This window comes from Nisaea acidiphila (genome assembly GCF_024662015.1).
Lineage (GTDB): Bacteria > Pseudomonadota > Alphaproteobacteria > Thalassobaculales > Thalassobaculaceae > Nisaea > Nisaea acidiphila.
Genome location: NZ_CP102480.1, coordinates 1,062,735 through 1,076,043, shown reverse-complemented (window position 1 = coordinate 1,076,043; position 13,309 = coordinate 1,062,735). Strand labels below are relative to the sequence as shown.

Here is a 13,309-nt window from a genome sequence, read left to right as displayed (position 1 = left end):
CTGCGGGAGCGGGGACCCGACTGCGGATTCCCGCTCCGTTTCCGAAACCGGATATCGATGAGCGTGCCATGCCGGAATGGCTGAAGAGGCTTCTCCGCCCGGTCTACTTTCTCGTTTTCCGGCTGAGGGGATATCCGGGGCTCCGGGTCCATACCCTTCCGATTGCCCGGATGGTGAACGAGTATGACGATGTCTGGACCTACTATTTCCTGAAGCCGGCCGACCTGACCTACGAGGCGGGCCAGTATGTTCATGTCATCGCGCCGAACGCCTATCTGACGAACCATACCGTCCGGCACATGTCCTTCGCCTCGGCGCCGGCCGAGCCGGAAATCGCAATTTCCATGGATCTTGCCTCGGGATCGCGCTTCAAGCGCCGGTTCCGGCGGGCGAGGGTCGGTCACACGGTCGGCTTCCACACCGTTCGCGGCGGTTTCGTCCGCGACCGGACGACCGAGGACCGGCCGCTTCTCTTCATTGCCGGCGGGATTGGGATCGCGCCGATCCGCGCGCATATCGCGGAGCTCGGGGAGAGCGAGGCTGACTGGTCGCTGATCTATGCGGGCCGCGATTACCTCTACCGCGACGAATGGGGGGCATGGCCGGGGCGGGTGGCGTTCGTCGGCCGCGCCAGTCTTTTTGCGGCCATAGAGCGGCGGATCGGCGTTCCGGATCAGATCTGTTTCGTCTGCGGTTCGGCGGGGTTCGTGACCGACGTGAAGGACTTCCTCGCGGCGTCAGGCGTCGAGCCGGACCGCATTCGCACCGAGAAATTCGATTACTGACCCTGGATCGGGCGCCCGATGGCACAGAAATTCAAACGCAAGAACTTGTTCCAGATAACCTTTCCGCTGTTTTTCTACGGTGCGATGACCATCGGCGTGTCCTTTGCCGACACCATGTTGCTGTCCAATTACCAGGAGAATCTGGCCGCCTCGGTCAGCATGGCGAACCAGATTCTCGGCGTCGCCTACGACCTCTCCGGACTGATCTCGATCGGCGCGCTCGTGCTCATTTCCCAGTATCTCGGGCGTGACGAGGTGGCGAAGGCGCGCGGCGTGGCGGTGACCGGCATCATCGCCAGTTTCGGTCTCGGGGCTTTGATCGCGAGCGTGTTGGTGATCGGCGCACGGTTCTTCGCGGAATGGGTAAATACCCCGGCGGAGATCTACGAAGACGTCGTGATCTATGTCTACATCATTGCCGCCGCCATGATGTTCAACGGATTCATCATGGCGGCCAAGGCGGTCCTGACCGGGTTCGGCCATACGCTCGAGATCCTCGTGCTCGGGCTGATCGGCAACGTGACCTATATCGGCATCGAATACATGATGGTCTACGGTGTCTGGATCTTTCCGGAGATGGGGATTTACGGCGCCGGACTGTCGACAGTGGTGGTCCGGCTTTCCAGCATCGCGCTGCTGCTCTTCATCCTCTACTGGCGCCTCGGGATCACTCTCGCGGATCTCGAAGCCGGTTTCTGGCAGACGGTCCGCAAGATCCTCAAGATTTCCACGCCAAGCGTTGGTGAGAATCTCAGCTACAACCTCTATCAGCTGGCCATCGTATCGATGGTCGCGGCGTTGGGAGTGAGCGGCGTTCTGACCCGGTCGTACTCGCTGACGGTCGCTTCCCTGTTGCTCATCATCACGATGGTGATTTCGCACGGAAACCAGGTGCTCGTCGGTTACGACAAGGGGGGCGACGACGACGAGACGGCCTTCCGGCGTGCGCGAAAGACAGCACTGGCCACAGCCGGGGTCGGGATGATCGCTTCGTTGCTGCTCTATATCTTCTCGGATTTCTTCGCCGGGCTCCTGACCTCGGATCCTGAAATCCTCGCGAGCGTGAAGCAGATCCTTCTGGTCCAGATCTTTGTGACGCCCTGCAGCGCGGTCAATCTGATCCTGTTCAACTCTCTCAAGGCATGCGGATACGTCAACCGGCCGGTCCTGACGAACCTCACCATCACCTTTGCTCTGGCGCTGCCTCTAGCCTATCTAGCGATGGAGGTGCTGGACGTCGGGGTCGAAGGGCTTTGGTACGCTTATCTGACGGAGGAGGCGCTGAAAGGAACGGCGATGTATTTGCTCTGGCGCCGCCGGACCTGGCAAAGCGTGAGGCTGATCCCGGACGCCGCCGCTGGCTGACGGAGCGCAACTTATCCGGGGCTTTTCCGCGCGGTTCGCGCTCTGGCTCTTCCGGCAAGCGAAAATTGCCAGATTGCGTCTGGATTCGACGGTTAAAAGCGGACACACTCTGCGGCTGAATTCGGTGCAAAAACAAAAACAATTCAATGCGCCGAGCCCTACCGAGCGAGCCAGGGAGGCCGTATAAATGGATGAGAACCGACTGATCGAAGTTGACGATCTTCGGGTTTATTTCCCGCTTGACGATCAGACCGTCAAGGCGGTGGACGGAGTTTCCTGGCATATCGACCGGGGCGAAACGCTGGCCGTTGTGGGCGAGTCCGGTTCCGGCAAGTCCGTGACCGCGATGACGCTGATGCGTCTGACCGACTACGCCGGCGGCGAGATCAATTCCGGGGACATCAACTTCCGGCGCAAGAACGGCGAGGTGATCGACATCGCCAAGTCGCCGCAGAGCGTGATGCGGGATATTCGTGGCAACGATATCTCGATGATCTTCCAGGAGCCGATGACCTCTCTGAACCCGGTTTTCACCATCGGGTTCCAGATCGCCGAAACCATCATGCTGCACCAGGGCAAGAGCGAGCAGGAAGCGCTCGATCTCGCGCTTGAGATGCTGAAGCTTGTGCGCATTCCGGAGCCGGAAAAGCAGCTCACTCAATATCCGCACCAGCTTTCCGGCGGCATGCGTCAGCGCGTGATGATTGCCATGGCCCTGGCCTGCCGGCCGAGCCTGCTGATCGCGGACGAACCGACCACCGCGCTCGACGTGACGATCCAGGCGCAGATTCTCGACCTGATCAAGATGCTGCAGCAGGAAATTGGCATGTCGGTCATGTTCATCACCCACGACATGGGCGTCGTGGCCGAGGTGGCTGACCGGGTTGTCGTCATGCTGAAGGGTGAGAAGGTCGAGGAAGGCCCGGCCGAGCAGATCTTCCATCACCCGGAGCATCCCTATACCAAGGCGCTGCTCGCGGCGGTGCCGAAGCTCGGCTCCATGCAGGGCAAGAAGTTTCCGGCCAAGTTCGCCAATGTGGACGTGAGCCGGGCCGAGGGCGAAGTAGTCAAGGAAGGCGCCAGCGCCGAGGCGACGCTCGAGGAGATGCAGGACACCGTCCGGCACGAGGCGGAGCCGCTTCTGAAGGTCGAGGGACTGACCACGCGTTTCGACATCCGTAAAGGTATGTTCGGTTCGGCGACGGCGCGCGTGCATGCGGTCGAGGGCGTCTCCTTCGGCCTGCAGCCGGGCGAGACGCTGGCTCTGGTCGGCGAGTCCGGCTGCGGAAAGTCGACCACGGGCCGCTCGATCATCAAGCTGGTGGAGCCGAACAGCGGCAGCATCAAGTTCGAGGGGACCGAGCTGATGGGGCTCGACCCGAAAGACATGCGTCCGCTCCGGCGCGACATGCAGATGATCTTCCAGGACCCGTTCGCGTCTCTCAATCCGCGCATGACGGCGGGCTCGGCGATCGCGGAGCCGATGATCGTGCACGGCATCGCCAAGGGCAAGGAAGCGGACGAACGGGTCGTCTCCCTGCTGCGCCGCGTCGGTCTCGACTCCGAGCATGCCGAGCGGTATCCGCACGAATTCTCCGGCGGTCAGCGTCAGCGTCTCTGCATCGCCCGCGCTCTCGGGCTGGGGCCGAAGCTGATCATCGCGGACGAGGCGGTCTCCGCGCTCGACGTGTCGATCCAGGCCCAGGTCGTGAACCTGATGATGGATCTGCAGGAGGAATTCGGCCTCGCTTATCTCTTCATCAGCCATGACATGGCGGTCGTCGAACGCGTCAGCCATCGGGTGGCGGTGATGTATCTCGGCGAAATCGTCGAGATCGGTCCGCGCGAGGCGGTGTTCGAGAACGCGCAGCATTCTTATACGAAGAAGCTGATGTCGGCGGTCCCCGTCGCGGATCCGTCGCGCCGCAAGCGGGACCTTAACCTGATGACGGACGAGATCCCGAGCCCGCTGAAACCGATCGGCTACGAGCCGCCGAAGCGGGAATACCGCCAGGTCGGCGAGGGGCATTTCGTCCTGGAGGGGTGACCTGACCTTAACGGTCCCACAATTTCAAAACGGCGCCTTCGGGCGCCGTTTTTCGTTTCACGTACTCTTAAGAGAGCGCCGGCCGAAGTGGATTCATGTGCCGCGAAAGTAAGGTTCCTTCACTGAAATGGGCGCAAAGCCATCTTTGATCGGTTCACGTAACTCATTCCGCAACGTCTTCATCTGGGTCGGAACATGCATGACGCACGGAATGGAGGGATAGCCGGATGGAACTCCAGTTGCTTGATCAGTTCATCAGCACGCTCAAACAAAATTGCGGGAACGTGACGATCGTCAATGCCGCCGGTACGGACTACAGGCTCGGCGTTCTCGTAAGGACGGACGATTACCTGAAAGGTTATAGCGGTGCGCAGGCAGGCCATCTTCCCTTCGGCTGGGCCAATCAGCTTCACAACGAGGCCCGGCACGACAACAGCCCGGGTGTGAAAATAAGCCAAAACTTGCCAGACGACGTGCCCGATTGTGACCTTTGGCTGAACTATGTCCCCACCGACTTTGATATTGGAATGGCTTGGCGAGCAAAGATCCGGAGCATCGTTTATCCGGTGCTGTCCGGGGCTGATCAAGCCACATCTCGTGACATACAAGGCGATCTGCAGGCAAATCTGGCGGTCGTGAGGCTGGATCCAGGCGAAAGTCTTGTCGGCGAGTTCCCGCGCATCGGCTTCGACGGGACCGGAGCCCTATATACGGGGCGTTTCACGACCGATCTTGCAAAGCCGGATAACTTGCCGGCCAAGGAGAGAGTGAGCCTGCAAGAGGCGGCAACGGACAAGGGTGTGAAGGCGCCGGACCTTTCAATGCCGGTTCTCACAAAGTCGGCCCCTGTTTATGCAAGCACGAATTACAATGACGGCTATGACGATCCGTTAACCGGCGTGGCTACCGAAATCTCGGAGAAATGTTACGACTCGTTGTTCATGCTGTCCGCATACGCATTGGTCGGGGGCGCTTGGCAAGCTCCGGTCTCGAAAGATGCGCGCTCAGTCGAGCCCCCGCGCCCTTATGGGAACAACATAGGGGGATTGCTGGTTCAGCCGGTGGCCAACCTGAACAATGGCTCCGACATGAAGATCGTTGCCTGGGGGCTCAACTTCAAAGGGCTCAACCCGACTTTTCACGGCGAAACCCTAATGATTCAGCAGTATCTGGAAAGCCAGAATCTGAACGAACTTCCGCAATACGCGCATCTCTATACGACACTGGAGCCCTGTTACATGTGCTCCGGATACATCACGACCGTCGGTCGGAATATCAAAGTTGTATCTGGCCAGGACGATCCGAACATCTCGGCCTCCGGCAAGCGTAAGAGCGCACTCAGGTTGGGGCATAACAATTGCGGGTTGTACAACTGGCAATCCGGATCGAACTATCCCGTCGCTTCGTTCCTAGAAAGCATGATGGAACAGGCTGTGGCGCAGGCCGAGAAGAACCCGGACGACAAAACCGCCCAGCGGAATATCATCGACTTTCTGTTCGGTGAGGGCGCGGAGACCGCCTATACCGATGAACTGTCGGTCCTGCCACTCTTTATCCAAAAGAAAATGGAGCTGTTTCCCGACGCTGCGACGGAACATTACGCCACCTCATTGGCCAATGCTCTGCCGGTATCGAAGCGGATGGAAGTGCCGCATCGCGAGTTGATCGGGACGCTATGGCCGCGTGCGAACGGCATTGCGCAGGGAGTCTACGCGGGACTCCAATACTGCAATGAGTTTCTGGATGCGCTGGCTAAACGAGGAGTTCTCAATCCGCTCGGAGCAACGCAGGCAAAACTATCGTCGGCAAAAAAAGACGACCCGATCTGGAACCAAATCCCGTTCGTCTGATGCTCTGCATGTCACCCAATATAAAAAGCCCCGCCGGGTTTGGCGGGGCTTTTCGAATTTTGGTTTTGAGCGCTTACCGCGTCCGCAGCTTCGGATCCAGGATGTCGCGGACCGCGTCGCCGAACAGGTTGAAGCCGAACACCGCGATGGTAATCGCGAGCCCCGGCCAGACCGGAACCCAGGGCGCGCTTTCGGCATATTCCTCGGCTCCGCCCTGCAGCATCAGCCCCCAGGCTGGCGTCGGTTCCTGCACCCCGAGCCCGAGATAGGAGAGCGAGGCCTCGAGCAGGATCGCCTCGCCGAGGAAGGCCGTCAGCATGATCAGGAACGGCGCGACCACGTTCGGGGCGATATGCTTCATGATGATCCGGAAATGGCCGTAACCGATCGACCGTGCCGCATCGATATAGGGCATTTCACGAACCGCCAGTGCGCTCGACCGGACGACCCGGGCGCAGCGCGGGATGAACGGGATGGTGATGGCGATGATCACCTTGTCCGTGCCGGTCCCGAAGATCGCGACGATGGCCAGCGCCATGATGATGAGCGGAAACGCCATGAAGACGTCGATGATCCGCTGCATGATCAGGTCGAACCAGCCGCCGAAATACGCGCTCGCCACGCCAAGTATCAAGCCGCCGAAGGCCCCAATGATGGCACAGGCGAAACCGACGAAGAGGGCGGTCCGGGCACCGTAGACGATACGCGAGAACAGATCCCGTCCGAATTGGTCGGTGCCGAGCAGAAAGTCCAGGCTCGGCGGGACCAGCATATGTTCGAAGCTGTTCGCTTCGGGATCGTATGGCGCGATGAAATCGGCGAAGAGGGCCATCACGACCATGACGATGATCACGACGGCTCCGCCGGTGCCGAGCGGCTGGCGCCGGATCAGGCGACCGACATGGTCCATGATCGAGGTGCGCTTGAAGCCGGTATTGGTTTCGGGACTTGCTTCCATGGTGCTCATGTTATGCATCTCCCCCCTAGCTGTAGCGGATGCGCGGATCGAGCCACGCGTAGAGGACGTCGACGACGAAGTTCATGACGACAAAGATCATCACGACCAGCATCACGAGAGCCTGGGTGAGGGTGTAGTCGGACTGGGTCACGGATTCGACGAACAGCTTGCCGAGACCGTTCAGGTTGAACACCTGCTCGGTGACGACGAGACCGCCCATAAGAAAGGCAAATTCGATCCCGACGATGGTCACCACCGGAAGCATCGCGTTCTTGAGCGCGTGCTTGTTCACGATGACCTTCTCGATCAGTCCCTTGGCCCGCGCGGTGCGGACATAGTCTTCGCGCAGCACCTCGAGCATGGCGGAGCGGGTCATGCGGGTGGCGACCGCGGAATAGCGGTACCCGGTGGCAAGAGCCGGCCAGATCAGCTGCGAGAGATTGTGCGCCGGATCGACCCAGATCGGTTCGTAGTTGATCGGTGGCATCCAGGGACGCCCGAACATTTCCTGACTGCCGATCAGAAGCCCGAGAATAATGAGAATGCCGAGCCAGAAAGACGGCATTGCAATGCCGGCGATGCTGAAACCGCGCACCACGTAATCGACCATGGTGTTCTGCTTCGCGGCCGAGATCACGCCGAGCGGAATGGCGATGATGACGGATGTCAGTGTGGCCATGATCGCAACCTGGAGCGATAGCTGGAAGCGGACGCCGATTTCATATGTCACGTCCTTGCCCGTCCACATCGAAGTACCGAGATCGAGGACGAAGAAGCCCTTCATGTAATCCCAGAACTGCACATAGATCGGGTTTTCCAGACCGAGCTGGATCTGACACTGCTTGATTTGCTCAGGGTCCGCGTATGCTCCCTCGCCGCCGAACTTGATCAGGCAGATGTCGCCCGGAACAAGTCTGAGGAGAAGAAAGACGAGGATGGCCGCTCCGACAAGTGTCGGGAGCAGCATGAGCATGCGTTTGACGATGTATCCGTACATGCCTTGCCGTCGATTACCTTTGTGTGAAAAGGACGGCCGCCCCACCGGAGCGGGACGGCCGACATCAATTTTTGCCGATTAGCCGCCGAGCTGGCGCTTCTTCTCGGCCTGATCGATCCAGATGTTATCCAACGCCTGGTTCAGATAGTGGCTCGGCGCGATCTTCCAGCCCTTCACATAGGAACGGTGCGGGTTGATCTTGTACCACCACAGCGTGATGAACTGGGACGACAGCTCGTCGAGCACCCGCTTTTCGTACTTGCGGATAATCTCGCGCTGTTTGGCCTGGTCACCTTCCGCCAGCAGTTCGTCATACCACTTGATCAGCTGCTCGTCCTGGAACTCGGCGTAGTTGTTGCCGGCGCCGGGCAGGAACTTCGAAATGTCGGCGATCGGGTTGACGATCGACTGACAGTTGAAGTCGAGCGAGATGGTGAAGTCCTTTTTCTTACGCAACGTGGCGTAGAAAGGAGTGGTCGGCTGGACCCACTGATCCGCCTGCACGCCGATCTTCTTCCACTGGTCGATCAGCCAGGTGCCGACAACCTTGTAAGGCTGGTCGACGCCGCGATTGTGCAGGGTCACCTTGAGGTTTTCGTGACCGGCCTCTTTCAGAAGCCGCTTGGCCTCCGCGCGGTTGGCCTCGATGTCGTCGCCGTAGCCGGCAAGCTGCTTAAGCTCGTCCTCGGTCGCCGCGAGCGGGTGGCCGGGGAAGACGACGCCGCCGACCGTCTTCACGATCGCGATCTTGGACAGATACTGGGAGCCGCCCTTGCGGTCGATGGCGAGCGACAGGGCCTTGCGGACCTTCGGGTCGTCCATCGGCTTCACCTTGTGGTTCGGCGTCACGATAAGAACGCAGTTCCAGTCGCTTTCCTGCACGGTGATGTCATCGCCCAGGGCTTTGACAAGATCGTCACGCGCTTTCGGCGGGAAACCGCGGAACTCGATATCGGCCTGACCGCCACGGATCGCCTGCAGGCGAACCGACATTTTCGGTGCCGAGATCGCGGTGTAGCCGTCGAGATAGGGCTGGCCCTTGTGATGGTAACCTTCGTACTTGGTGCCCTTCACGTGGCTGCCCGGAACATGTTCGACGAACTTGAACGCGCCGGAGCCGTTGATGTTCTTCTGGTGCCAAGTGTAGCCGTGCGCGTCCAGGTCCTTCTTCGCGTAGATGAAGTTGTACGGCATGGCAACCGAAGGCAGGAAAGTCCCGGTCGGGTTCTTCAGCTTGAAGACGACCGTCCGGTCGTCCGGTGCCGAAATTGACTCGACGGTTTTGAAGTAAGCCTGCCGGTTGGAAGCGATGCCTTCCGGCGGGAACGCGATCTTGTCGAAAGTCGCCTTGACGTCATGCGCCGTCAGCGGCGTGCCGTCGTGGAACTTAACGTCGTCGCGGATCTTGAAGGTGTATTTGGTGCCGCCGTCGGTTGCCGCCGGGACGTCGCCTTCACAGACGTCGCAAACGAAATCGGTCGGCGAGGACGGATTGTCCGGATTGACCCGGATCAGCAGGCTGTAGAACGGCCGGATCGGATGGATCATGCCGAACGTGGACTCGATGTGTCCGTCATAAGACGGTATCTTCGAGCCGACCACGATACGCAGTTCGTCGCCGTATTGCGGTGTTTCGGCCTGCGCGGCGGCAGGACCGAAGAGGGCCGCGATACCGACGGTCAGCGCAGTGGTGGCTGTCGACCGCCAAAAATTCTTCATGGACGTAACTCCTTCCCTAATAACGGAATTTATTGAGAAGGCGCGGTTGTCACGCGCAACAACGCTTCCTCGCACAGCGAAGAAGACACTCTTTGCCATTTGGAGCGTTGTCTGACGTTCCTCCGTTCGCCTACCCTTTCGTCGGTCTGCTAACCGTTGTTTTCCGGTCTTTCAGCCATACGAACTGTATACCATTGTCCCGGCTTTCGATTTTTGGTCAAGAAAACTGTGCATTAGAGGCGCCGCTTTTCCGGAGTACGGGAACGCAACAAAATTAAGCAGTGGGGAAACGGCTGGTGATTAAAGCGCTTTTCTTTGATGTCTTCGGAACAGTTGTCGACTGGCGCAACAGCATTGCTGTCGAATTTGACCGTTTGGCAAAAGAAAAGGGTCTCGATCTTGACGGACAGGCTTTTGCCCTTGCCTGGAGACGGCGTTATGTCCCGGCCATGAAAGTGGTGCGAAGCGGAGAGCGCGGTTTCGTGGCACTTGATACCTTGCACCGGGAAAATCTTATCGAGGTGCTTGAGGAATTCGGCATCGATGGCCTTTCCGAGACGGAAATTGACGAGCTGAACCGGGCCTGGCACCGTCTCGCGCCGTGGCCGGACAGCGTCCCGGGCCTGACCCGGCTGAAGAAGAAATTCATCCTCGCGACCATGTCGAACGGCAATGTCGCGCTCATGATCAATATGGCGAAACACGGCGGCCTGCCGTGGGACATGATTCTCGGCGCCGAACTCGCCGGGACCTACAAGCCCGAACCCGAGACCTATCTTACCGGCTGCCGCCTGCTGCATCTGGCGCCGGAGGATTGCATGATGGTGGCGGCTCATAACGGCGATCTCGTCGCGGCCCGCGATCTCGGGCTGAAGACCGCATTTATCGCCCGGCCGACAGAATACGGCCCGGAGCAGAAAGTCGATTTCGAGGCCGAGCATGACTACGACGTGATTGCTGATTCGATGGAGGGCGTCGCCGATCAGCTTGGCTGCTGACAGAAGGAGGAAACGGAATGGCCATAAAGAGCCCGACAGAGACTTTTGGGGAATTCATTTCGGGAATGCGCACCGCCGCATTGCCGGAAAACGCACGGCATCACGCGCGGCGGTGCGTGCTGGACTGGTTCGCCGCCGCCATTCCGGGCGGCGTCCTGCCGCCGGCGACACTGCTTGAGACCGCACTCGCCGAGGATCTTGACCGGGGGCGTTCACGGCTTGTGCCGTCTGGCCGTTTTGCCACGGCGCGCACGGCGGCCCTGATCAACGGTACGGCGTCCCACACGGTCGAATTCGACGACATTTTCAGGGACGGCCTGTTTCATCCGGGCGTGGTGGTCATTCCGGCGGCGTTGGCGCTTGCGGAGGATACCGGTGCACCGGGCGAGCTGTTCCTGCGCGCGGTCATTGCCGGATACGAGGTGTCCAACCGGATCGCTGCGGCGGTCAATCCCGCGCATTACGATTACTGGCATACCACGGCGACAATCGGGTTCTTCGGCGGCACGGCGGCGTCCGCCGTCATTCTCGGCCTCAATCCGCCGCAGGCGGCCCATGCTCTGGCGAGCGCGGGCACGATGGCTGCGGGCCTGCAGCAGGCGTTCCGTGCGGAGGCGATGAGCAAGCCAATTCATGCCGGCCGTGCCGCGGAGGGCGGCGTGCTCGCGGCGCGGATGGCGGAGGCGGGCGTCACCGGCGTGCTCGATATTCTGGAGGGCGCGGCAGGGTTCGGTGCCGCGATGAGCCGCGACGTCGATTGGCAAAAGGCGGTCGCCGGCCTCGGTGAAGACTGGACCATCGAGCGCACGACGCAGAAGAACCATGCCGCCTGCGGACACGTACATGCCGCGGTCGATGCGGCGCGTCAGATCGTGACGGAGAACGGGCTGGCGGCGGAGGATATCGCCGGGATTGAGGTTGGATCCTATGGCAAGTCGCTTGAGATTTGCGGCAATGCCGATCCGAAGACAGCGTTCGAGGCGAAATTCTCTCTGCCGTATTGTGTAGGCGCGGTGATTGCCACCGGCGCGGTGCGCATCGCGGCGTTTTCGCCGGAGGCGCTCGGGGACGAAAGGATCCGGACGCTCGCATCGAAGGTCGCGCACAAGGTCGATCCGGAATGCGATGCCGCGTTCCCCGGCAGGCGCTCTGCGCGGGTGACGATCGAGACCGCGGACGGGCGCCGCTTCAGCCATTATGCGCCGACCCGCAAGGGCGATCCGGACGCGCCGCTGAGCGATGCAGAGCTCGATGAGAAATTCGTGGAGCTTGTGTCGGATCAGCTCGGGGCTGGTACGGCGGCGTTGGGCGACAAGCTCTGGAAGATCGACAGGCTGGCGTCCCTTGCCGAGCTCCCGCTCGGCCGGGCGGCCACTCAATCCGCGGCGGAATAGCCGCACCAACGGGAGGATATCTTGGATTTCAGTTTGAGTGAGGAGCAGCGTCTCTTTCAGGATGCTGTGCGCGGCTTTGCGGAACGTCATCTGAAGGAAGGCGCGCTCGCACGGGCACACGAGGATGGTTTTCCCTTCGAGGTGGCGAAGCTCATGTCCGAACAGGGGCTGATGGGCATCACCATGGACGAGGCGGATGGCGGGCAGGGCGGGACCGTGATGGATGCGGTGCTCGCGATCCAGGCGGTGGCGGAGGTCTGTCCCCGGAGCGCGGATGTGATCCAGGCTGGGAATTTCGGACCTATCCGTACTTTCGCCGAATATGCGACGCCTCTGCAGAAGGAGAAATGGCTCGGCCGGCTGCTGGCCGGCGAGATCTGTATCTGCCTCGGGATGAGCGAACCGGAAGCGGGCTCCGCGGCGACGGATCTGGTCACCAGTGCGACGCCGGACGGCGACGGCTTCCGGGTCAATGGCTCGAAAGTCTTTTCCACCCATAGTCCGGATGCCGAGTTGTTCCTGATTTATGTTCGCTATGGGCCGGGTATCGACGGTATCGGATCGGTTATTCTGGAGCGTGATCAGGAGGGCTTCACCCGCGGAGAGCCGGTTCGCTATGTCGGCGGCGAGCATTGGTGCCAGCTCTATTTCGACAATGTCTACGTTCCGGCTGAAAACGTGCTGCTGGGCGAGGGCGGATTCCGCAAGCAGATTTCGGCCTTCAATGTCGAGCGGATCGGCAACTCCTCGCGCGCACTCGCCTTCGGGCGCCATGCCTTCGAGATCGCGAAGGAGCATGCCCTGACCCGCAAGCAGTTCGGCCGCGAGCTCGCCGACTTCCAGGGCATCCAATGGAAGTTCGCGGAATGCGCCGCCGAAATCGAGGCAGCGCAGCTCATGCTCTACAAGGTCGCCAGCGAGGCGGCGGACCGCCTGCCCTCCGCGTACGACACGGCGATCGCCAAATATCTCTGCAACCAGGCCGGCTTCCACGCCGCCAACGAGGCGATGCAGGTGCTCGGAGCGCTCGGCTATACCGAGGAGAGCCTGGTCGAGTATTGCTGGCGCCGTACCCGTGGCTGGCAGATCGCTGGCGGAAGCCTGGAGATGATGAAGAACCGGATCGCCGAAGGCGTGTTCGGCAAACGTTTCTCGCAGCGCGCGCCCAAAGCAAAATAATTGCTGTTAGCACCTAA

The 13,309-nt window shown here is 60.5% G+C and carries 10 protein-coding genes; 7 read left to right on the top strand and 3 right to left on the bottom strand.

Annotation, left to right across the window (positions count from 1 at the left end):
• Nucleotides 1–68: 68 nt before the first annotated feature.
• From NUH88_RS05010 to NUH88_RS04995, 4 genes are all read left to right on the top strand, one after another.
• A complete protein-coding gene (locus NUH88_RS05010; protein ID WP_257770325.1) occupies nucleotides 69–785 on the top strand; it encodes an FAD-dependent oxidoreductase in 717 nt (238 codons plus the stop codon).
• An 18-nt stretch (nucleotides 786–803) separates the two neighbouring features.
• A complete protein-coding gene (locus tag NUH88_RS05005) occupies nucleotides 804–2,150 on the top strand; it encodes an MATE family efflux transporter (RefSeq protein WP_257770324.1) in 1,347 nt (448 codons plus the stop codon).
• 187 nt (nucleotides 2,151–2,337) lie between these two features.
• Complete coding sequence (locus NUH88_RS05000; protein ID WP_257770323.1) at nucleotides 2,338–4,197, top strand: ABC transporter ATP-binding protein; 1,860 nt, start codon at nucleotides 2,338–2,340, stop codon at nucleotides 4,195–4,197.
• Nucleotides 4,198–4,424: 227 nt separating this feature from the next.
• Nucleotides 4,425–6,047 carry a cytidine/deoxycytidylate deaminase family protein gene (locus tag NUH88_RS04995; RefSeq protein WP_257770322.1) on the top strand — a complete coding sequence of 541 codons (1,623 nt, stop codon included), beginning with the start codon at nucleotides 4,425–4,427 and terminating at the stop codon, nucleotides 6,045–6,047.
• A 73-nt stretch (nucleotides 6,048–6,120) separates the two neighbouring features.
• On the opposite strand, the gene NUH88_RS04990 is transcribed toward NUH88_RS04995, so the two are convergent.
• The 3 genes from NUH88_RS04990 to NUH88_RS04980 form a co-directional block, all read right to left on the bottom strand.
• A complete protein-coding gene (locus NUH88_RS04990) occupies nucleotides 6,121–7,014 on the bottom strand; it encodes an ABC transporter permease (RefSeq protein ID WP_257770321.1) in 894 nt (297 codons plus the stop codon).
• A gap of 16 nt (nucleotides 7,015–7,030) precedes the next feature.
• The gene (locus NUH88_RS04985) at nucleotides 7,031–8,002 is read right to left on the bottom strand and encodes an ABC transporter permease (protein WP_257770320.1); all 972 of its coding nucleotides are present in this window, start codon (nucleotides 8,000–8,002) and stop codon (nucleotides 7,031–7,033) included.
• A gap of 78 nt (nucleotides 8,003–8,080) precedes the next feature.
• Nucleotides 8,081–9,721 (bottom strand): ABC transporter substrate-binding protein, encoded by a 1,641-nt coding sequence (locus tag NUH88_RS04980; protein ID WP_257770319.1) that lies wholly within the window; start codon nucleotides 9,719–9,721, stop codon nucleotides 8,081–8,083.
• Nucleotides 9,722–10,017: 296 nt separating this feature from the next.
• Between NUH88_RS04980 and NUH88_RS04975 the strand changes: the two genes are divergently transcribed.
• Genes NUH88_RS04975 through NUH88_RS04965 form a run of 3 tightly spaced genes read left to right on the top strand, consistent with a single transcriptional unit; the run spans nucleotide 10,018 to nucleotide 13,292 of the window.
• Nucleotides 10,018–10,719: a haloacid dehalogenase type II gene (locus tag NUH88_RS04975; RefSeq protein ID WP_257770318.1), complete on the top strand. Its 702-nt coding sequence runs from the start codon at nucleotides 10,018–10,020 to the stop codon at nucleotides 10,717–10,719.
• Nucleotides 10,720–10,736: 17 nt separating this feature from the next.
• Entirely contained in the window at nucleotides 10,737–12,113 is a 1,377-nt protein-coding gene (locus NUH88_RS04970) for an MmgE/PrpD family protein (protein ID WP_257770317.1), read from the top strand.
• A 21-nt stretch (nucleotides 12,114–12,134) separates the two neighbouring features.
• A complete protein-coding gene (locus NUH88_RS04965) occupies nucleotides 12,135–13,292 on the top strand; it encodes an acyl-CoA dehydrogenase family protein (RefSeq protein ID WP_257770316.1) in 1,158 nt (385 codons plus the stop codon).
• Nucleotides 13,293–13,309 lie beyond the last annotated feature (17 nt).

Coding starts and splice junctions, on each gene's coding strand:
- NUH88_RS04990 (WP_257770321.1), bottom strand. CDS start 7,014: ATGAGCACCATGGAAGCAAGTCCCGAAACCAATACCGGCTTCAAGCGC.
- NUH88_RS05010 (WP_257770325.1), top strand. CDS start 69: ATGCCGGAATGGCTGAAGAGGCTTCTCCGCCCGGTCTACTTTCTCGTT.
- NUH88_RS05000 (WP_257770323.1), top strand. CDS start 2,338: ATGGATGAGAACCGACTGATCGAAGTTGACGATCTTCGGGTTTATTTC.
- NUH88_RS05005 (WP_257770324.1), top strand. CDS start 804: ATGGCACAGAAATTCAAACGCAAGAACTTGTTCCAGATAACCTTTCCG.
- NUH88_RS04970 (WP_257770317.1), top strand. CDS start 10,737: ATGGCCATAAAGAGCCCGACAGAGACTTTTGGGGAATTCATTTCGGGA.
- NUH88_RS04995 (WP_257770322.1), top strand. CDS start 4,425: ATGGAACTCCAGTTGCTTGATCAGTTCATCAGCACGCTCAAACAAAAT.
- NUH88_RS04985 (WP_257770320.1), bottom strand. CDS start 8,002: ATGTACGGATACATCGTCAAACGCATGCTCATGCTGCTCCCGACACTT.
- NUH88_RS04980 (WP_257770319.1), bottom strand. CDS start 9,721: ATGAAGAATTTTTGGCGGTCGACAGCCACCACTGCGCTGACCGTCGGT.